General features: G+C 44.4%; 16 protein-coding genes and 1 other annotated feature (1 of these 17 running past the window's edge). Of the genes, 15 read left to right on the top strand and 1 reads right to left on the bottom strand.

Features of this window, described 5'->3' with window-relative positions; genetic code table 11:
* Positions 1-12: 12 nt before the first annotated feature.
* From ACIRUQ_RS10970 to ACIRUQ_RS10950, 5 genes are all read left to right on the top strand, one after another.
* Complete coding sequence (locus ACIRUQ_RS10970; protein WP_055290301.1) at positions 13-1,161, top strand: exonuclease SbcCD subunit D; 1,149 nt, start codon at positions 13-15, stop codon at positions 1,159-1,161.
* Positions 1,158-4,355: an AAA family ATPase gene (locus ACIRUQ_RS10965; protein ID WP_055290302.1), complete on the top strand. Its 3,198-nt coding sequence runs from the start codon at positions 1,158-1,160 to the stop codon at positions 4,353-4,355. The genes ACIRUQ_RS10970 and ACIRUQ_RS10965 overlap by 4 nt, the downstream gene beginning before the upstream one ends.
* A 177-nt stretch (positions 4,356-4,532) precedes the next feature.
* A complete protein-coding gene (locus ACIRUQ_RS10960; protein ID WP_044964779.1) occupies positions 4,533-5,156 on the top strand; it encodes a flavodoxin family protein in 624 nt (207 codons plus the stop codon).
* A gap of 43 nt (positions 5,157-5,199) precedes the next feature.
* Positions 5,200-6,939 carry an Hsp70 family protein gene (locus tag ACIRUQ_RS10955; protein ID WP_070103965.1) on the top strand — a complete coding sequence of 580 codons (1,740 nt, stop codon included), beginning with the start codon at positions 5,200-5,202 and terminating at the stop codon, positions 6,937-6,939.
* Between the two features lie 68 nt (positions 6,940-7,007).
* A complete protein-coding gene (locus ACIRUQ_RS10950) occupies positions 7,008-8,117 on the top strand; it encodes a DnaJ domain-containing protein (protein ID WP_055290303.1) in 1,110 nt (369 codons plus the stop codon).
* A gap of 384 nt (positions 8,118-8,501) precedes the next feature.
* Here the strand turns inward: ACIRUQ_RS10950 and fliB are convergent, their stop codons facing one another.
* A complete protein-coding gene (gene fliB / locus ACIRUQ_RS10945; RefSeq protein ID WP_055290304.1) occupies positions 8,502-9,653 on the bottom strand; it encodes a flagellin lysine-N-methylase in 1,152 nt (383 codons plus the stop codon).
* 583 nt (positions 9,654-10,236) lie between these two features.
* On the opposite strand from fliB, the gene ACIRUQ_RS10940 reads away from it, so the two are divergent.
* From ACIRUQ_RS10940 to rplA, 10 genes are all read left to right on the top strand, one after another.
* Positions 10,237-12,630 carry a SpaA isopeptide-forming pilin-related protein gene (locus ACIRUQ_RS10940; protein ID WP_055290305.1) on the top strand — a complete coding sequence of 798 codons (2,394 nt, stop codon included), beginning with the start codon at positions 10,237-10,239 and terminating at the stop codon, positions 12,628-12,630.
* A gap of 14 nt (positions 12,631-12,644) precedes the next feature.
* Positions 12,645-13,517, top strand: a complete 873-nt coding sequence (locus ACIRUQ_RS10935; RefSeq protein ID WP_055290306.1) for a class C sortase — start codon at positions 12,645-12,647, stop codon at positions 13,515-13,517.
* Between the two features lie 25 nt (positions 13,518-13,542).
* Positions 13,543-14,649 (top strand): class C sortase, encoded by a 1,107-nt coding sequence (locus ACIRUQ_RS10930; RefSeq protein ID WP_055290307.1) that lies wholly within the window; start codon positions 13,543-13,545, stop codon positions 14,647-14,649.
* A 37-nt stretch (positions 14,650-14,686) separates the two neighbouring features.
* On the top strand, positions 14,687-15,574 hold the full coding sequence (locus ACIRUQ_RS10925) for a hypothetical protein (protein ID WP_055290308.1): 888 nt from the start codon (positions 14,687-14,689) through the stop codon (positions 15,572-15,574).
* Positions 15,575-15,589: 15 nt separating this feature from the next.
* Positions 15,590-18,502, top strand: a complete 2,913-nt coding sequence (locus ACIRUQ_RS10920) for a collagen binding domain-containing protein (protein ID WP_055290309.1) — start codon at positions 15,590-15,592, stop codon at positions 18,500-18,502.
* A 181-nt stretch (positions 18,503-18,683) separates the two neighbouring features.
* On the top strand, positions 18,684-18,833 hold the full coding sequence (rpmG, locus tag ACIRUQ_RS10915; protein ID WP_021740506.1) for a 50S ribosomal protein L33: 150 nt from the start codon (positions 18,684-18,686) through the stop codon (positions 18,831-18,833).
* A gap of 26 nt (positions 18,834-18,859) precedes the next feature.
* On the top strand, positions 18,860-19,066 hold the full coding sequence (secE, locus tag ACIRUQ_RS10910; RefSeq protein ID WP_055290310.1) for a preprotein translocase subunit SecE: 207 nt from the start codon (positions 18,860-18,862) through the stop codon (positions 19,064-19,066).
* A gap of 20 nt (positions 19,067-19,086) precedes the next feature.
* The gene (nusG, locus tag ACIRUQ_RS10905) at positions 19,087-19,602 is read left to right on the top strand and encodes a transcription termination/antitermination protein NusG (protein WP_021740504.1); all 516 of its coding nucleotides are present in this window, start codon (positions 19,087-19,089) and stop codon (positions 19,600-19,602) included.
* 48 nt (positions 19,603-19,650) lie between these two features.
* Positions 19,651-20,079 (top strand): 50S ribosomal protein L11, encoded by a 429-nt coding sequence (rplK, locus tag ACIRUQ_RS10900; RefSeq protein ID WP_021740503.1) that lies wholly within the window; start codon positions 19,651-19,653, stop codon positions 20,077-20,079.
* 57 nt (positions 20,080-20,136) lie between these two features.
* Positions 20,137-20,829 carry a 50S ribosomal protein L1 gene (rplA, locus tag ACIRUQ_RS10895; RefSeq protein WP_055290311.1) on the top strand — a complete coding sequence of 231 codons (693 nt, stop codon included), beginning with the start codon at positions 20,137-20,139 and terminating at the stop codon, positions 20,827-20,829.
* An 80-nt stretch (positions 20,830-20,909) separates the two neighbouring features.
* Positions 20,910-21,001, top strand: a sequence feature (ribosomal protein L10 leader region); it runs 55 nt beyond the window's last position.

The raw sequence follows: 21,001 nt of genomic DNA, 5'->3' as shown, positions 1-21,001 counted from the left end.
AACAGACAGCATATGAAGTTTTTTCATTTATCGGATCTTCACATTGGATTAAAACTGATCAATCGGGATCTGCGCGAAGATCAGGAATATATTTTTCATCAGATTGCAGAACTAGCAATACGGGAACGGCCGGATGCGCTGGTGATCGCGGGAGATATCTATGATAAAGCGGTTCCATCAGCGGAAGCTATGGAAGTGCTGGACGGATTTATTGAGGAGCTGACACGGAATCTGCCGGAACTTGTGATTATGATGATCAGCGGAAATCATGACAGTGCAGTCCGGGTCAACTGTTATCGAAGTGTGCTGGCGCGACAGAGACTTCATATGATCGGTCTGCCACCGGTTCAGCCGGAGGAGTATATTGAAAAAGTAGTTTTGCGGGATGCATATGGTTCCGTGAATTTTTACCTGCTTCCCTTTGTGAAACCATCCATGGTGAAATTGATTACCGGCACAGATGAAAAAGGAAATAATCTGTCTTATGATGAGACGTTGCGACGGATGCTTGCAAGGGAAGAGATTAATATGGCGGAGCGGAACGTGCTGGTCAGTCATCAGTTTTATCTTCCGGCAGGAAAAGAAGCAGAGGAAGTAGAACGTATGGATTCAGAAATTCGAACAGTGGGAAATATTGATGAAGTATCGGCAGAAATTTTGCACCTATTTGATTATGCGGCACTTGGACATATCCACAAGCCGATGAAACTGGGGAGTGAATGCATCCGTTATTGCGGAACAATGCTGGCGTGTTCTGTCAGTGAGGCAGGACAGCAAAAAGGTGTGATCGAAGTGGAACTCGGAGAAAAAGGAGAGGTGCAGACCCGGATACTGCCCCTGCATCCGTTGCGCCAGATCAAGGTGCTGCGGGGAACCGCAGAGGAAATACTGGCACAGGCATGTGAGGATTATGTATCCGTAACACTGACGGACACACCGGATTTTGATACCCAGGACCGGTTGCGGGCTGCATTCCCATATCTTCTGGAAATCCGCAGAGATACGTTATTACAGCGGGATTATGCAGGAGCATTGCGGGCTCAGGAAAAACTGGATCCGTATGAAGTATGCTGTTCGTTTCTGGGGGATGCTCCGGATGAAGAAAAAGCCATATTGCAGGAAATTGTCAATACTGTATTCACGGAAGGAGAGACAAAATGAAACCATTAAAATTAACGATGCAGGCATTTGGTTCTTATGTCACTCCGGGAACAATTGATTTTGAACGAACGGAGCAAAATCTGTTTTTGATCACCGGTGATACCGGTGCAGGTAAGACAACGATCTTTGATGCTATTGTATTTGCGTTGTATGGAGAAGCAAGTTCCGGAATGAATAAGAAGAATGGAAATGAGCTGCAGAGCCAGTATGCAGATCCGCAGATTTCACCTTTTGTGGAACTGACTTTTTCTGAGGGGGATGGCATCAGCCGGCAGATTTATACCGTGCGGCGTACCCCACGGCATATCCGGCCGGTAAAGCGTGGCCATGGAACAACAGAAGAGAAAGAGACGGTATCCCTCATCCTGCCGGATCAGACAGAATTTTCCCGAAACAAAAAAGAGACGGACGAAAAAATTGTAGAAATCCTGGGACTGACGAAAGGGCAGTTTATGCAGGTGGCTATGATCGCACAGGGTGAGTTTATGGAACTGCTGCGGGCAAAATCAGATGATAAAAAAGTGATTTTTCGAAAACTGTTTCATACGGAACCCTATCAGAAAATAGTGGAAGAACTGAGGATAAGATGCAAAGAAAAGGAGAAGGATATCGGAGAAATCCGAACGGTATGTCAGACCGAGGTAGGACATATCTCTGTGCCGGAAGAATATGAGCGCAGGGAGGAAATACAGGAACTGCTCATCAGGGTTGTGGATTCCAGGCGGTTTCATGCAGAGGATATGGAACTGCTGTTAGGAGAATTACAGCAGATGTGCGGGTATATACAGGCAGGACTGCTGGGAATACAGGAGGCCGCAGAAGCGGCAGAACAGGCACGCAGTCAGGCGCAGGAGCGTTTAAACAGGGCAGAGCAGCTGCAGCAGGCATATCAACAGCTTGAGGAGGCGGAAACTGTGTTGCAGCAATGCAAAGAGAACGCCGGAGAGATGCAGAGACTGGAACAGCAGATACGGACAATCCGTAATGCATGGGAGATTTTTGACTGTTTTGAACTGGTTCAGACTAATGAGAAAACCGTAGAACAGACAGAGACAGAACTGAAAAATCTGGAAGAGCGGCTGCCGGAGCTGGTACAGCGGGCTGAAGAAGGCACAAAGCTGGAAGAAAAAGCAGGAGAAGCGAATCGAAAGAAAAACAGTGTGTACAGTCGGGTATCTGAGCGGGTTGGTCAGGCTCTGAAGCAGTTTCAGAAGATGAAAGATACACAGAAAGATCTGGAAGGGCAGCAGAACGATCTGGATCAGGCAAAGCAGAATACCAAGGCGGTGCAGGAACAAAAGGAACAGCTGACGGCACAGATCGCAGACTGGAAAAAGCAGGAGATGGAGAAACAGGCTGCACCGATACAGCTTGCACGCTGGGAAAGTCAGCAGAAAAGTGTGGAGCGTCTGAATCAGGAAGTGGCAGATACAAAAGATCTGGAAGAAGCATGGAACCGTCAGAAGAAAACGGTGGTGACGACACAACAAAAATTCCGTGAGGCGAGTCTGGAATATCGGCAGGAGCAGGAACGATACGAAGCTATGCGCCAGATATTTTTCAATATGCAGGCAGGACTTATCGCAAGGGAACAGCTGAAACCGGGACAGCCCTGTCCGGTGTGCGGATCCCTGGAACACCCGGCCCCCTGTGAACTTGCGGAAGAACACAGCACACTCACCCGGGAAAAACTGGATGAGATGAGTGTTTCCGTAGAAGAACGGAGAAAGGAGCAGGAGAGCTGTGCTTCAAGCGCGGAGGCGGCACTGGAACTGGCAAATGAGAAAGAAAAGCAGCTGAAGGAAGCGTTGGAGCGGCTGTTCGGACATTTGCAGGAGCATGGATGTGAGATTCTGGAAGCAGTGGAACTGGCACTGGCAGAAGCCGTGGTACAGGATGAAATGCAGCAGTTGAAAGAACAGGAACAACAGGTAAATGCAGAGGTTGCAAAACTGAAACAGGCACAGCGTCATCTTCAGGAGGCAGAGGAAGAGACAGAGAAGCTGGAAACACAGTATAAAGCAGCACAGCAGAAAGAACAGGAAATTCATGTTGCTCTGGAAGGCAATCGTGCGGTATTAAAGCAGCTGCAGAGGGAACAGAGTTATACGTCCAGAGAAGCTGCACAGGCAGAGCTAGACCTTGCAAAAAAAGAAAAGGAACAGGCAGAACGTGCATATGAAGAAGCTTCCAAGGAGGCGAAGCGGGCGGGAAAAGCACGGAATGAAGCAAAGGCACTGCAGAAGCGTTACCGGCAAGACCTTCCGAAGCAAAAGGAACAGGCGTTACAGTGCCGGCAAAAATATGAGGCACGGATGGCTGCCTTTGGTCTGACCACGGAACAGTGGCAGGCTGTTACACAACAGTATACACGCGAAGAGGCGGATTTGTTTCAGAAAAAACTGGATGCTCATAAAGCGCAACAGGCGCAGGCACAGGGACGTTATACTTCTGCGAAGGAACAGATCGGAGCCCAGGGAAAACCGGATCTGGAAGTATTGCAGCAAAACCTGCAAGAGGCAGAACAGGTGTGGAAAAGCCGGCAGGAAGAGCGGGAGCAGTGGGGCACCTATGCCCGTGTCAACAGTGAAAGCTATGCCCGTCTGATGCCGAAAATGGAAGAACGCGCACAGATTCTGAAGGAGCATCAGCAGATCAGTGACCTGTATCAGCGGTTGTCCGGAAATATCAGCGGATTCCGTATGGACCTGGAGACTTTTGTACAGCGACAGTATCTGGAACGGATCCTGTATGCCGCCAACCGGCGTTTCCTGGAAATGTCGGCAGGACAGTTTGAATTGCGGATGTATGATCTGGATAAGGCCGGTGAGGGAAAAAATCACGGACTGGATCTGATGGTATATTCCGCTGTGACGGGAAAAGTACGGGAAGTGCGTACTTTATCCGGTGGAGAATCCTTTATGGCGGCACTGTCTCTGGCACTTGGAATGGCAGATCAGATCCAGGAGAGTTCTGCAGCGATACATCTGGATGTGATGTTTATCGATGAGGGATTCGGGTCACTGGATGAACATTCCCGCAATCAGGCGGTCCGTGTATTGCAGGAAATGGCAGGCGGCAGCAAAATGATCGGTATTATTTCCCATGTGACAGAGCTGAAGCAGGAGATTGATGACCAGCTTCTGGTCATCAAGGATGAAAGCGGAAGCCATGTGCGCTGGCAGATCAGCTGATCAATGTGGCATATGATATGACAGAACGGTCCGTTGCGGTTTTGACTTTGTATGAGCATGGATGGAAAACACCGCAGCTTCCAGGAACAGGTTGAAAAACAGCCCGATTATCGGTATGATGTAAGAAATGAGATTATAATTAATAATGATACTATGATTTTTGAGGAGGAATACAACGTGAAAGTTTTAATGTTAAATGGAAGTGCGAAAGCAAATGGAAATACCTATGCATCTTTGCTGGAAGTAGGCAGACAGCTGGAAAAAGAAGGGATTGAGTATGAAATTTTCCAGATGGGCGGGGAACCGGTCAGAGACTGTCTGGGCTGCGGTCAGTGTACAGAGAACGGCTGTGTGTTTGCAGATGACAAAGTAAATGAGTTTGTTGCAAAAGCAAAAGAAGCAGATGGGTTTGTATTTGGTACACCGGTGTATTATGCACATCCAAGTGGAAGAGTGATGTCCTTCCTGGACCGGGCATTTTACAGCAGCGGAAGTGCTGCATTCGCATTTAAACCGGGTGCATCTGTGGCAGTAGCACGCCGTGGCGGAACCACAGCATCTTTTGATGCCATGAATAAATATTTTGGAATCTGTCAGATGCCGGTAGCAGGTTCTACTTACTGGAATCAGGTGCACGGAGCTGTTCCGGGAGAAGCCTGTCAGGATGAAGAAGGTATGCAGACCATGCGGAATCTTGCGCGTAATCTGGCGTGGATGATGAAATGTTTTGCAGCAGGAAAAGCAGCCGGAGTGGAACTGCCACAGACGGAGCGGGATTATAAGACGAATTTTATCCGTTAAGCAGAACCGTATGGTTATGCTGGTAATGTAAAAGGTGGGGCATATGGCAATATTAGGAATTGATCTTGGAACAACAAACTCGTTGGGGGCTGTATATCGAAACGGGAAAGTGGAACTGATACCGAATCGTTTCGGTTCTTTTTTGACGCCAAGTGTGGTAAGTGTCATGGAGGATGGCAGCGTGGCAGTTGGTCAGATTGCAAAGGAACGTCTGATCACACATCCGAAAGATACCGCTGCTTCTTTTAAAAAGAAGATGGGAACGACACAGAACTATGTGTTGGGCGGGCGGAATTTTCTGCCGGAAGAGCTGTCTGGATTTGTGATCAGTGCTATCGTGGAAGATGCCAGAAATTATCTGCAGGAGGATGTGGAAGATGTTATTATCTCTGTGCCGGCATATTTTCATGACAAACAACGAGTGGCAACAAAACGGGCAGGGGCTCTGGCCGGTGTAATGGTAAAACGAATTATCAATGAACCAAGTGCTGCAGCACTTGCATCCTATTTTGATACCAGACAGGAACAGTTGTTTCTTGTTTTTGACTTTGGCGGAGGTACGCTGGATGTTTCTATCGTGGATTGCTTTGACACAATGGTGGAGATTCTTGCAGTTTCCGGAGATAATCATCTCGGTGGAGATGATTTTAATGAAGCCATTGCCGGTGGCTTCCTGAAAGAGCATCAATTGCAGCAGAAATATCTGAGTGAAACGGAGTATGCCATTTTATTGCGTCAGGCAGAAAAGTGTAAAATAGCATTATCTGTGCAGCCGGAAGTTAAAATGACGGCTGTGCTCGGCGGTCAGACTTATCAGAGTGTGTATACAAATGAACGTGTGATGAGAGAAAGTTCTGGCATCTGGAAACGCATGCAGTGCGTGCTTCGACATGCCCTGCAGGATGGAAGAGTGAGTCTTGAGGAGATCAATGCGGTAATTTTAGCGGGCGGATCCGGGAAAATGCCGTTGGTGCAATCTTATATGGAACAGCTGTTTGAACAGACGCCACTAGTAACCGGGTTCAGTGATCAGCTGATCGCCCGTGGGCTTGGTCTTGTCTGCGGTGTGATGGAACGAAAAGATGAGGTCAGGGATTATGTACTGACAGATATCTGTCCGTTTACGCTGGGAACCAGTGTAAATAATGATGCGGATCATCAGCATCCCTATATGAGTGCGATCATTGAGCGGAATACTGTGCTGCCCTGCTCGCGGGTGCAGCGGTACTATACGGTGTCGGATTATCAGTCAGAGGTAAAGGTTGATATCCGGCAGGGGGAGGAACCTTATGCGGAGGATAATCTGCAGCTGGGAGTGCTCAAGGTACCGATTCCGAAAAAGAAAAAAGGGGAAGAATGTATTGATATCCGTTTTACTTACGATATTAATGGTATTCTGGAAGTGGAGGTAACGGTTGTTTCCAACGGAAAGAAGGTTTCAAAAATCCTGTCACAGAATATGGATGAAAAAGAAATTAAAAAGCGGATGCAGCAGTTACAGAAACTGAAAATTCATCCAAAGGATATGACAGAAAACAGGTTGATGAAGGAACGGTTACAGGTTCTTTTTGAAGAATCACTTCCGGAGACAAGGGAGAGGATTCTCTCTTATATTGAGTATTTTGATCAGATTCTTGCCAGTCAGGATCCACGCAGGATCCGACGTTATCGGGAATTACTGGAACAGGTCATTGTTTCCCTGGAAACATATGACCCTTTCGAAGGAATGTTGGAATTCCCTGAGTGGAAGGAAGAAGATGAAGGAGAAGGCGGATCGGAATAGATAGGAAACTCGATATGCAGACAGAAGTGAAAACCAAAAGAAAGCAGAGATATATGGAGGAATAAGAAATGGATAAAGCTCAGGCCTATGCAGTTTTACGCATAGAACCGGGATGTACCCAGGAAGAAATCAAAGAAGCGTATGCAGCGCTGTCCAGACAATATCATCCAGAGGAATATCCGGAAGAATTTCAACAGATTCATGATGCATATAGAATGCTGCGCAGACAGGAACAACGGCAGCATACAATACACCCGGTTACTGTTACAGGAACAAAAGAAGCAGATTCACAATCAGCGGATATTAATGCATTAGAGGAAACAGAGTTACAACCGGTTGAGGTCAACGTGACAGAGGAAGCTGATCCGGAAACAAGTTCCGGCGTGTCTGCAGAACAGGAACTGGAAGAACAAACAGAAAATCCAGAGCAATCGGAAGCTGTTCCACAGTATGATTTTGATGAAGTGATAGAAGAAGAACAGCGTGAGGAAGAGCAGAAACAGATTTATTTTATCCAGAAAGCATTGATAGAAATGGAAATGCTGCTGAAACCACAATATTGCAATAAGGTGAAACTGTTTCAGGAATATTTTCGAAAAGCAGAGTACCAGGAGATCCTGAAACAGCCGGTATATATGGGAATGTTTGCAGAACTTTTGGAAAATAGCCGGCTTAAGCCGGTAATTTACGATCATATCATTGATTATTACCGGTTTCGCGGTCTGAATCCGGAAGATATGTATGAAGGAGCAGCAAAGCTTTATCGTGTACTGGATGAAAAACGTGGTATGAAGAAAAAGAAAACAGGAACATTGCAGACCGTTATATTGGTCGGAGCGGTGGCAGGAGTTCGTGCAGGAACACGTTCTGTATCATCTGATTCCGGCGCAGGAAAGCTGTTTGGCTTTCTGGCTGTGCTGGTAATTGTGATCGCATTGATGTTTCTGCTGTATCGCCAGCTGTATAAGAATCATTCCGGTCTGTTTGCACAGGCAATCACTGCGGTGCTTCTGACAGTTTCACAGTTTATTGTGTTGATGGGAGATTTCTATGCACCGTTGATGGGGACGGATGCGGGAACCGGTCTGGCTGTGATTTTGTTTTTGCTGGGTGGTGTCTGGATAATTGGTGTTGGGATTGCTGCGGTTGTAAAAAAACTGCTGTTTTTGAAAAAATAGTTAAAAATGTTTCAATGAAAGGGCGTGTGAAAAACGGAAAGTTTTTCATGCACCCTTTTTATCTTTTCGAAACAGATAAAGCTCAATACAAATGCAAATAAACTGACAATACTTAGTAAAATAAAAAAATGACAGAAAAGTATTGACAAATAAGTGGAGATGCGTTACTATAATCTCAACAAAAGAACTAAGAAACAGAGGTACAGACCAATGAAATGAGAATGGAAAATTCATAATTTAAGAACAGGAGGTACAGTCCAAAAGGAACATAAACAATAAATTTATAATCTGAGAAAGTTGAAGGTGTAGACAATGAAATTACTGGAAATTCATTAAAAGCCCGGTCGGAAGAAAAATTATCGATCGGGCTTAAATTTTGTCTTTTTACACATCTGCAAGAATCATTGCAAAATATCCCCATTCCCAATACAGGGATTCAAAACTGTTTTCCAGATACTCATAAATATCATCATCATCATAGCCGGTCATGCGCGTCAGAATGACAATGGCATCACGGATATCGTTGCATGTCAGGGTATGCTCACCGGAAAGCAGCCAGGACAGAAAAATGCTGTATCGAATGGCTGCGTATTCCATTCCAATCCATTGCAGATGGATCAGCATGCCGTTCAGATCATTGTCCGGAAGCAGAAGATCTGCGAAAATTTCATTGGACAGAAATGCCCGCAGCAGAGGTGCGTGCTTGTCCCAGTGCGCTCGGAACAGTTTCCATTTTTGAGACAGATCAGCCGGATAACTATTTGTGGAAATGTTGCCGGCAAGATCCAGAAGCGGTGTCAGAAATTCCTCATAAAGACCTTCTTTCTGGTAATTGACAGCCAGATCTTGTAGCAGTTCATTACATTCATACAGCATGTCTTCCGTAGAAAACTTCATGTTAGTAATGGCAGCCGAAAGTTGTGTCTGGGTTTCGGTGGAAAAGTAGTCTGCCAGTAAGATCCCGGACAGAGCAGTTGTCGGAAGTTCAGACAATATATAAAAGCTTTCCAATAATGACAGCTCCGGGCTGTAATCCGGACATTGTACAATCTGAAGAATGTGATCCCGTACTTGAAACAGAATCTGTTCTTCCGGGGAAAGCGTGACAATCTCAGAAATTTTTGGAAACAGAAGTTGTGGCTGCATCTGCCAGAGATCCAGAACCGCAGGGCAGCCAGGCATCAGAGAGGCTTCTGTATGGGTGGCGAAATGGTGATATTCGCGCGGAAACATTGTGCAGGTTTCAGAAAGAATGTCATCTCCGTGATGCAGAACAAGACGGCAGAGTTTATTTTTGCATAGAAAAGGACATTTTTTCTCCTCATTCAGAGTAATCATATGCTGGTGTTCTCTGAGAGATGTGTAATCAGACAGCACTTTGTGCAGGTATGGCATATCATTTGGGGGTGTTGTATGGCACCAGCGGTCATAGGTCGTGTCATCAACGCCAATGTTCCATTCCTGACAGCAGGTGATGGGACATTTGTCTGCAATGCAGATAAAATTTTTATAATAGCTCGGGTAATATGTTTTCATAATCAGTAAACTCTTTCTAAATAACTGTCTGTATTGTAACATAATAATACACAAAAATGTATCTGAAAAAGGAGGAGGCACTCATATTAAAACAGGTGATTTTCTGAGCTAAGACCTTATGATATAAGGAATTTCCAGGTTTTGTGCAATTTGTACAGGCAGGAAAAAAGTGGAAAAATCAGGATTGACAGCGCACAGACTGCTCACTATACTGAGGATACATCAAAATCACAGGCATGAAACATTCTGTTTTCTATCTGCCTGTACGGATATTCTATCTGTTATATATATCCGATCTGCATCCATGAATGCAGATAATTCTTTAATCTGGCCGGTTTGGCAGCAACAACCCATTTTTGATGAAGTGAAAAACGGAGGAAAATGCGAATGTCCGCTTTACTATCAGGATAACTGGATCGTATTTTCGAAACCGAAGGAACGAGGTGAACACATATGTAATTATAACTGACATAAATAAAAGTAAAAATCGCATATAAGAGCGGAAAGAAATGAAGATTTGACATTCTGTATCGACGAAAAAAGGAGAGACAGAATAAAAACAGAAAGAAAAAGAGGAACTAGAATGAAGAAAAAACAGTTAACGATTATGCTTGGAGCCATGACCCTTGCACTGCTTCTGGGTACTGCTCCAGTGGTACAGAATGTGGCAGCGGCGGGACTTCCTGTCTCAATCAGCCAGAAAGCAAAGCAGGATGCACTGGAGCATGCTGATATTATTGACAGTCTGAAAAAAGGATCTGTTGCTATCCGAAAATATGATATGACAGCAGCACAGGCAGCAGGAGATTATTCGGAGGATATGTATGTGGCAACAGGAGAAAAAGATACGGTGGCTGAACAGAAATTGGCAGATTATGCCATGGAAGGTGTGCAGTTTTCCTGTCTGAGAGTAGGTAATATTGAGACACACAGTGTTCAGAAAGGAACAGAGACATCCGTGGAACTGATCTATGAGATTCCGGAAAAACTGGCAGATATTTTGAAGCTGATGAAGGGAAATGCGGTTGATATGAGCAAACAGGGGGAGGCATATCCCTGCCACAATACCGGTGTGTTGCATTATACCGGACAGCAGATTTCAGATGCACTGGAAGCTATTTTAAAAGCGGATGAAGTAGCTGCGAAAAATGCGTTAGAACACTATTTGTATGATTATGGGACATTGGATGCCACTACAGATCAAAAGGCAGCTTCCGGTGTTTGTAACCTGCCAAAGACAGATAAAAACGGTTATACCCATTTGGACAATCTGGAACTCGGTCTGTATCTGTTTGTGGAAACAGAAGTGCCGGAACAGGTGACCGACACGGTTAATCCATGGTTTGTGCAGCTTCCATTTACCAGTGCAGATGGAGATATGTGGCAGTATGATATGAATGTTTATCCTAAAAACCAAAGTGGGAATCCGACCCTGGACAAAAGTGTCAGAAACGCATACAGCAATACATTATCTGTAAATGAACAGGTGCCTTCCGGGACAGATAAAAATACAAGCGTCCACGCAGGAGAAGCGTATATAGCTGGAAATGATTCTGAGGCATTGATCGTATACAACCGGGAAGCGCAGAGTGCGGATCTGACAGATGCTGCTTATGTGGCAAACCGTGGAGGTTATACAGCAGATGGAGTGACAGCAGGCAAAGACGGCAGTGGATACAGTACGGATTATATGTACCGGGATACGACTACGGCATCTGAAGGAGATCTGCTGGATTATATTCTGGTCTCTAAATTGCCGCATATTACGTCAGAAGCTACATTCCTGAGTGAATATACATTTCAGGATACATTATCCGGAGGAATTACATACAACAAAGATGTGAAAATTGCATTTTATGACAATGCCATGGATGCAAATGCAAATAATACGAAAAATGCAAAGGTACTGTGGAATCTGAATTCAGGGGATTATACACAGCATTATGTGGATGTGACCGTTACGAACCCGGATACGGGAGTACAGAATGCAGATGGTTCCACACGGTTGGCGGTAGCACTGACAGAAGATGGTTTGCGGGCAGTGAACGGTGTGGATGCAGCAGGAAAACAGATAGAAAGCCTGTCGGATTACTATATGGTTGTGTACTATACAGCGACGGTTAAGTCCGATGCATCAGTTGTACTTGGAGATGAAGGAAATCCAAATCATGTAAATCTGGTCTGGAGTCGTACTTCAGATGGATATTATAACATGCTGGAGGATCAGAATTATGTATATACATACGGCCTGGATCTGACCAAGACCTTTTCCGACCAGAAAGGAAAGTTTGAGCATGTAAAATTCAAACTGTACAACAGTACAGATGGTTATTATGTCATGGCAGAAAAATCAACAACAGAGGATGGTGTGTATTACGTTGTCGGAAAGACAGTCAATGAGGAGCAGGCCACTGAATTTATACCAAATGCAGACAGCGGGAAACTGCTTGTAAATGGGGCAGAAGCAGACAGCTATCAATTGACAGAGATTGCCACGGATAAGGGATATCATCTGCTCAAAGATCAGATTAAAATCGATATTTCCGCGACAGATCGTGATATTATCGCATCGGTTGCCGGGGTGACCGGAATGGATGCAGCAGCAGTTGAGGCTGTTGTGAATCATTATCAGGGTGGAATTTATGATGAAAATGGAAATCTGGTTACTGCGCAGCGGGATGAATTGACAGGGGCTATGGCTGGAGGACCGGCATTGGAATCTGCCAATGGAAGAACGATCGGAAAGACAGATCTGTATGTCGGAACGATTCAGAATGCATTTGCAAAAATAGATGATAAGGATGCGCTTATGACAGATCAGAATCAGGCGGTATTACTTACTGTGAACAATACAAAAGAATTTTTGCTTCCGCAGACCGGTGGAAAAGGGCTTTATCTGATAACAATTGTGGGTGTTATTTCAGTGGCAGGCGGCTGCTATCTTGTAACACGAAAAAGAGAAAAAGCAAAGATGTAAATTATAAATAATTTATGAAAAAAATAATCAGAATCCTGCCGATTATTATCGGAAGCATGATGTTGCTGTATCCGTGGATTGGAAACTGGCTTTATGATCATGCAGTTCGTTCACAGGCAGCCGGATATGAAAAGGTACTTATAGAGAAATCGGAAACGGAACTTCAAAACTGCATTCTGGCAGCACAGAATTATAATGAAGAACTGAAAAAACGTCAGAACGTGATGATCTATCCACCACAGGAGCAGTCTTTGAATCATGAAGCTTATGAAGCAGTATTGTGTATGAATGCGGAAGGTCTCATGGGATTTATTGAGATTCCTCAGATTCATATATATCTGCCGATTTATCATGGGACATCAGAGCATGTTTTGCAACTGGGAGCCGGGCATCTGGAAGGTTCTTCACTTCCAATTGGCGGTCTTGGTACGAAAGCAGTGATTTCTGCACATACAGGAATGAATGCAGCACCGATGTTTAGTGATCTGTCAGAATTGCAGCCGGGGGATGAATTTTTTCTTCATGTACTGAAACAGAAGCTGGTGTATGAAGTATGTGATATAGAAGTGGTTTTACCGGAAGAAACGCAGATACTGGGAGCAGAACCGGATCGGGATCTGGTAACGCTGCTGACCTGTACACCATACGGACAAAATACGCACCGGCTTCTTGTAACGGGTCAGCGAATTGCAGACGATGCGCAGACAGACGTAGCGCATAAAGCAGATAACAGACAGCGCAGAGGATGGAAATCCCAGTGGATGACGAGTTATGCAAAGGCAGTCTGTTTCAGTGTAGGGATACTGTTTGTTCTATACTGTGTATGCAGGGTTGTTCATATCGTTCAGATACGGAAGAGAAAGAATATGATGTGCGGTCAGAAGTAACAGAATTCAGAAACGAGCAATCAAGATGAAGTACAAAAGAATATTGGAAAAGAAAGAGATGCGGAAAAAAATAGTCGGCTGGATTGTGATTTCCATGGGAGTCGGGATGCTTATCCTGCCGGACTATGAAAATTGGAAAGCAGATTGTCAGGAACAAGCACGGATACTTGCTTTTTTACAGAAAAATACTCCGGAAGATTGTTCGAATGGTATGCAGGAAGAGGAGATTACAAGAAAAAATCAAAGCAGTGAAGCGGAACCTATTGTACCGGAGGAAACTTCGGAAAACCAAGGCGGAATATTCCCACGTGATGAAACTGTTAGAATAGAAATCCTTGCGTATAATGAAAAACTGGCTTCCGGTGGTCAGCGGGAAGTTTTTACTGCAGAAAATATTACAAAGGCACCGGCATTTCTGAATAGATATTGTGACGATATGTTTGGCTATATAGAAATTCCAAAAATAGACTGCAGAATATCGCTGTATCTGGGGAGTTCTGATCAGCATATGGATTTGGGGGCCGCAGTGCTTGGCGGCACCTCACTTCCAGTGGGCGGACAGAATACAAACTGTGTAATTGCCGGGCATCGCGGCTGGAAACATCGTGCATATTTTAAACGGATAGAAGAACTTGAGCCAGGGGATGAGGTTCTGGTGACAAATCCGTGGCAGTGTCTACACTACCGGGTGGCATATACGGAGATTATTTTGCCGACAGACAGTGAGAAATTGGAGATACAAGATGGAAACGATATGATAACATTGCTGACCTGTCATCCGTATCGTTCCGGTGGAAAATACCGGTATATAGTGTATTGTTTCCGTTCAGACGGTGAACAGAAGCTGTCGTCGGAACTGCCGGGAACAGGGAATGAACAGAATCTGCTGCGAAGGGAAGAGATGCAGACAGCTAAAGACAGTGGGGAAGATCTCACTTCTGTTGCAGACATTGGGCGGGAGAGTGCTTTTCGACGAGCTGGAAAAATGCTGGTATTCATTTTGTTGATTGTACTTTGTATGTGGAAGGGGAGGCCTGTTTTTCAGAAATGCAGATACAGGACAGAGCAGGAGCATATGGAGAGGAAAAAAGGAGGATATTTTGCACAGCAAAAGAAGGATAAAAAGAGATAAAAAGAATTGTGTTCAGCCGGAGGCATATGGCAGGATAGTGAAAGTTAGATGGGGATATCTGATACTTTTGGGTATTTTATTTTCGCTGGAGGTGGCAGCATTTTCGGCAAATGCCCAGGAATTGCAACCCGAGCGTATGCAGGCTATTAAGAAGGCGGACAATCAGGCCTCTGTCAACTGGAAACTGGTTTCACAGGAAATTAATGAAAAAAACGAATATGTGTATGATGGAGATAAGACAGATGATACCATGTCAGACCGGGTATTGCCGAAAATCAGTGATGGAAGCTGGGGATATGTCATGAATGGAAAAGTACAGGAAACAGCATCTGTCAATGCAGCAAATCTTGCAGGCTGGTGGCATGTAAAGAACGGCTGGGTGGACTGGTCGGATGGAATTTTGGAGACTGCTGATGGATGGCACAAGTATGTGGGTGGAAAACAGGAAGTAACAGCAAATGAGACAGTGGAAAGCAATCCCGGGGGATGGTTTTTTTTAAAAGATGGTACCGTCGACTTTTTCTATACAGGTCTTGCACAGAACGAGAATGGAATTTTCTGGATGAAAGCAGGGGGCTTTGATACAGAAATGACAGGTGTTGTTCCTGATACGATCGGAGTAACAAAGGACGGTTCTGGATGGCTTTATTTACATGGTGGTATTTTTGATGCAAATGCGGATACCATTGCTGCAAACGAAGCAGGATGGTGGAAAATCCGGAATGGTCTGGTGGACTTTTCCTACACAGGTCTGGCATATAATGAGACCGGATGGTATTACCTGCAAAATGGTCTGGTAGACTTTGGATATTGCGGAGCTGTCCAAAATGAGTTTGGAATCTGGTACGTGGAAAACGGGCGTGTCGATATGGCGTATGATGGAAGGGCTTATGGATACTATTTTTCAGGTGGAAAAGCGCAATAAGGAGAGAAAAATATAATGAAGACAAAAGGAAAAAGTATATTTTTTATTTGTCTGGCTATGATTGTCAGCAGCGTTATACTGTTTTCGGTGATATACTCGGGACAAATGGTTTCAGCAGCACAGCGGGTAGAAACGTATAAAGACAATGGGGAAGATGAATCTGAGATGACTCAGGAAAGCATACAAAGTCAGGAGAAAACGGTCAGGGAACAGGCAGAATATATGGAGGAGCTGGAGGAAGAACAGAATATTGCACATTCAGAAATACTGGAAGTGATGGGGGTGCGAAATGCGCTGGCAGTAAAAATGAATACGATAGAACGGGCATTGCAGACAATGACACTGACCAAAAGCCCACAGAAGATGTTTGCGGCTTATTACGCAGATGGAACATTCAACGGTCAGGAATCAGTGTTATATCTGAATCAGGAGGTGGTGTGGTGCCTGGAACCTTCCGAACTGGTCGGAAATGTCGGAAAAGGAGTTACATATGCATTGGCAGATCCGGGGGATGCGGCGCAGTGGCTGCAGAATAGATACGGGTGGAGTTGGAACAAAATTAATAATCTGGCAAAAGCTGTGTGTTTTGCAAAGCAGTATTTTGGAGATCATGGTCTGTGTGGATATGCATTGGTACAAGATCTGATCTGGTCTGAGATTCAGCCCTATGAAGATGCAGGTGAAACAGGGTATTATCTTCTGACGAACGGTGCAGGGAATACTACATATCAGTGTGAGCATCTGAATACAAGAGAAAAAGTGAATGAGGCGATCCAGGCAGTCTGGCAGCAGTTCTATGCGTATAATACATTGCCATCTTATCAGGGGAAAACTATTTCAGTGATGCCGGGTCAGACCTGCTGGATTCCGGATACAAATGGCGTGACAGATAAAACAAGTTTCATTGTTCCGGATGGTGTACAGGTGATACCTGGATGGCATGAGAATCATGGCGGTATCTGGCTGAAGGCTGATGAGAGCCTTGCGGGACGTACCGTAACAGTGAATCTGTATAAAAATGAAATTCCGGCAGGATCAGAGGGGATATTGGTGTATGGAGCTACGGATAAGAAGCGGCAGTCAGTGGGAATGTGGTCTGGTGCAATATCACCAACTTATGGAAGTTTTCGGATTATCTGCGAACGGGATGCTTATTTGAATGCAAGGTATGAGGCCAGAGATGCAGTGGCACCTTCCATTGATCTTCATATTCAAAAAACGGATGCCCAGACAGGAAAAAATCTGGCAGGAGCTGTCTTTGAAATATCTATGGATGGTCAGAAAGTGGCATCTGTTGTGACAGATACAGAAGGAAAAGCAGCTTATCATTGGAGAGGAGAAGTGTTGTATACTTCTTATTATGAAAGTGTACAGCCAGTCAATATGTTTTCTGACTGGAAAAGTGCATATGAAGCTGCGCGTCGTGATGTGAAGCAGCAGGTACAGGATGCTGTGACACAGTTGAAATCTGCAACTACTCATATTTGGCGGGTGGAAGAAGTGCAGGCACCGGAGGGATATGCCAGAAATGAAGAAGTCTGGGAACAGACATTTGATCTGAATACACTGGCAGTGGAAGTTCAGTATACAAATGTGCCGGAAAATGGTTATCTCAAATTGCAGAAAGTATCCGGAAATCCGGAAATAACAAAGCATAATCCATGCTATAGCCTGGAAGGAGCAGAGTATGGGGTATATCAGTGTCTGGAGGATGCGCAGAAGGATGTGGGAAGAATCGTGACATTAAAAACAGATGCAACAGGTGCATCCGATATGCAGACAATATGTGCGGGAATTTACTATATAAAAGAAGTAACTGCATCATTAGGGTATCAGTACTGTGCGGAGCAGACAGAAATCGGACTTCCCGAAGGAATCCATCGTGTAACAGTGAAAAGTGAGGAGACAACCGAAGTGAGGTGTGTGGAAGAACCGGCAGGAAAAACGCTGCTGTTGAACTTGCAAAAATATGAACAGGAGCATGGAATGACGGTAGGTCCGGGAACAGCTTCTTTGCAGGGTGCAGTGTTTGCACTGGAATATTATGCAACGACAGATCCTTTGCATGATAATATGCCGCCCGTCCGCACCTGGTACTATCAGACAGATAATAATGGACAGATCTACAGTACAGGGGAAGCGTATCTGGTGCCGGAACTGACAGAAAGTGATGGCAGTGTGTTATGGTCGGATGAACTATACAGAGAAGAAAATGGAAACGTGTTTTATCCAATTGGTACCTATCGTATACGAGAGATTTCTGCACCAAAATATTTTAAATTAGAAGGGAATATGCATTTTGTTGAAAATACTGACGTCTGCCCGGATGTAAAGACAGGATTAGACGCGGTGCTGCGTCAGCCGTATTCCGGAGCATCAGCAGAATTATATGCAATGGGGAAAAAATCCCATGGGGAGATTTTGATACAGAATCTGTCTGTCCATGCTTATGACAAATTGCACTATGGTTCTATTACTCTGTATAAAACAACTGCGGACGGAAAGAAGCGACCACTGTCCGGCGTTGAATTTCATATGACTGGCCAGACAGATCAGGATACCTATACAGCAGTCTCAGACGAAAATGGCAAAGTAGTATGGGATCACCTTGCACCACAAGTGTATGTGATTACAGAGGTGAAAACCGCAGAAGGGAAAAATCTGTTGCAGGACAGTATCGAGGTAAAACTGCCGATGGAGATGAACCTTGAAGATCTGGTTAAAAACGGACAAAAGGAAGAGGATGCCGTTTATGATGTTATGACCGGAAAATACTGTTTTTATGATCTGACGTATCGCATAGGAAATACAGCGATTCTGGAAATGCCGTTTACCGGCAGAAGAGGGTGGAAAGTTTATGGAGTTCTTATTTGTGGATTAGTGCTACTGGCAGCAGGCATAGTCTTCCAAAGACACAAATCAATTTAAGTAATCAATTTAAGTTAATTTTATCTGGAAAAATTATTGGAAAAATGGTTGACGTGATGCGGATACTTGTGCTATATTAGATGAGCGATGGAAGTAGGTCTTTTTTTTATGCCTAAAATTGAATGTACATGATTTTTCATGGACACACAGTTGCAAAGAAATTTAATGGAGGTGGAAAGTTGTGCGCGTAAAGATTACATTGGCATGCACAGAGTGCAAACAGCGTAATTACAACCTGACTAAGGATAAGAAAGCTCATCCTGAAAGAATGGAAGTAAACAAATATTGCAAATTCTGTAGAAAGCATACATTACACAAAGAAACCAAATAATCCGGCGATGCAAAGGATGTGACAAAATGGAAGAAACCAAAAAGAATGATGTTCAGAAAAAGAACTGGTTCGCTGGTCTGAAATCTGAATTCCAGAAAATTGTCTGGCTGGACAAAAAGTCACTTGGGAAACAGACCGTAGCAGTACTTGTCGTTTCCGTGATCCTGGGTGCGATTATTGCAGTACTGGATCTTGGTATTCAGTATGGCATTGATTTCCTTGTAAATCTGTAGGAAGGCAAAGGTGAGTTTTTATGGCTGAGGCGAACTGGTATGTGGTTCATACTTATTCCGGATATGAGAATAAGGTAAAAGCAGACATTGAGAAAACAATTGAAAACAGACATCTGGAGGATGAGATCCTTGAGGTTCGTATCCCGATGCAGGATGTTGTTGAAATGAAGAACGGTGCGAAGAAGCAGGTTCAGAAAAAAATGTTTCCTGGATATGTGCTCATCAATATGGTAATGAATGACGATACATGGTATGTTGTCAGAAATACCAGAGGTGTTACCGGGTTCGTAGGTCCGGGGTCGAAGCCGGTGCCACTCACGGAAGCTGAGATGAGACCGTTGGGAATCAAAGAGGAAAATGTGGTAGTTGACTTCAAAGAAGGCGATATGGTAACGATCATTGGTGGCGTATGGAAAGACACTGTAGGTGTGATCCAGAGCATGAATGAGAGTAAACAGATCGTAACTATCAATGTAGAGCTTTTCGGTCGCGAAACACCGGTAGAAATAAGTTTCGCAGAAGTGAAGAAAATGTAAGCGTAAGTAAAGGAACGATTACGAAAAATTCAAAGGAGGCAATCTCAAATGGCAAAAAAAGTAGAAGGATATATCAAACTGCAGATTCCTGCTGGTAAAGCTACACCGGCTCCTCCAGTTGGTCCTGCACTTGGACAGCACGGCGTAAACATCGTAGAGTTTACAAAACAGTTCAACGCAAAGACAGCTGATCAGGGTGATCTGATCATTCCTGTAGTTATTACAGTATATGCAGACAGAAGTTTCAGCTTCGTTACAAAGACTCCGCCAGCACCGGTTCTGATTAAGAAAGCATGCGGAATCAAATCTGGTTCAGGCGTACCGAACAAAACTAAAGTTGCTACTATCACAAAAGCTCAGATTAAAGAAATCGCAGAGCTGAAAATGCCAGACTTAAATGCAGCATCCTTAGAGAGTGCTATGAGCATGATCGAAGGTACAGCAAGAAGTATGGGTGTTACTGTAGCTGAGGACTAATTAACAAATATAAGTGGGAGGGTCCTCTCCCGATACAACCACAGGAGGTTATAATTCATGAAAAGAGGAAAAAGATATGTCGATGGAGCGAAAAAAGTCGACAGAACAGTTCAGTATGAGAGTGCAGATGCAATCAAACTTGTAAAAGAAAACGCTACAGCAAAGTTTGACGAGACCATCGAGCTTCACATCCGTACAGGTTGTGATGGACGTCACGCTGAGCAGCAGATCCGTGGTGCTGTTGTACTGCCGCACGGAACAGGTAAAACCGTTCGTGTTCTGGTATTTGCAAAAGGCACAAAAGTAGATGAGGCTCAGGCAGCAGGTGCTGATTTCGTTGGTGGAGAGGAATTGATTCCGAAGATCCAGAACGAAGGATGGCTTGATTTTGATGTAGTAGTAGCTACACCGGATATGATGGGTGTTGTTGGACGTCTTGGTCGTGTACTTGGACCGAAAGGATTAATGCCAAACCCAAAAGCTGGTACAGTAACTATGGATGTTACAAAAGCTGTTAACGATATTAAAGCAGGTAAGATTGAGTACAGACTGGACAAAACAAATATTATCCATGTGCCAATTGGAAAAGCATCCTTTACAGAAGAGCAATTAGCGGACAACTTCCAGATCCTTATGGATGCCATCATCAAAGCAAGACCAAGCGCATTAAAAGGTCAGTATCTGAAGAGCGTAACAATGACTTCAACAATGGGACCTGGTGTTAAATTAAACACTGCTAAATATGTGTAAAAAGTTTTGAATTGTTGTTGACATCACGTTAATACAATGATATAATCACACCGTTGTGTGAAAACATGACGGTGTGTAATCGAAAGATTACAAAATTGCCGAAGACAGCAGGTGCCATTGTGGCGTAAACGCAGAACCTGCCGAGGGAATTTACAAAACATGATATGTTTAT

Source organism: Eubacterium ramulus (assembly GCF_045002895.1).
GTDB classification, from domain to species: Bacteria; Bacillota; Clostridia; order Lachnospirales; family Lachnospiraceae; genus Eubacterium_I; species Eubacterium_I ramulus.
This window is presented reverse-complemented; position numbering and strand designations above follow the sequence as displayed.

Coding starts and splice junctions, on each gene's coding strand:
- rplA (WP_055290311.1), top strand. CDS start 20,137: ATGAAAAGAGGAAAAAGATATGTCGATGGAGCGAAAAAAGTCGACAGA.
- ACIRUQ_RS10965 (WP_055290302.1), top strand. CDS start 1,158: ATGAAACCATTAAAATTAACGATGCAGGCATTTGGTTCTTATGTCACT.
- ACIRUQ_RS10935 (WP_055290306.1), top strand. CDS start 12,645: ATGAAAAAAATAATCAGAATCCTGCCGATTATTATCGGAAGCATGATG.
- ACIRUQ_RS10970 (WP_055290301.1), top strand. CDS start 13: ATGAAGTTTTTTCATTTATCGGATCTTCACATTGGATTAAAACTGATC.
- rplK (WP_021740503.1), top strand. CDS start 19,651: ATGGCAAAAAAAGTAGAAGGATATATCAAACTGCAGATTCCTGCTGGT.
- secE (WP_055290310.1), top strand. CDS start 18,860: ATGGAAGAAACCAAAAAGAATGATGTTCAGAAAAAGAACTGGTTCGCT.
- ACIRUQ_RS10940 (WP_055290305.1), top strand. CDS start 10,237: ATGAAGAAAAAACAGTTAACGATTATGCTTGGAGCCATGACCCTTGCA.
- fliB (WP_055290304.1), bottom strand. CDS start 9,653: ATGAAAACATATTACCCGAGCTATTATAAAAATTTTATCTGCATTGCA.
- ACIRUQ_RS10955 (WP_070103965.1), top strand. CDS start 5,200: ATGGCAATATTAGGAATTGATCTTGGAACAACAAACTCGTTGGGGGCT.
- ACIRUQ_RS10930 (WP_055290307.1), top strand. CDS start 13,543: ATGAAGTACAAAAGAATATTGGAAAAGAAAGAGATGCGGAAAAAAATA.
- ACIRUQ_RS10950 (WP_055290303.1), top strand. CDS start 7,008: ATGGATAAAGCTCAGGCCTATGCAGTTTTACGCATAGAACCGGGATGT.
- ACIRUQ_RS10920 (WP_055290309.1), top strand. CDS start 15,590: ATGAAGACAAAAGGAAAAAGTATATTTTTTATTTGTCTGGCTATGATT.
- nusG (WP_021740504.1), top strand. CDS start 19,087: ATGGCTGAGGCGAACTGGTATGTGGTTCATACTTATTCCGGATATGAG.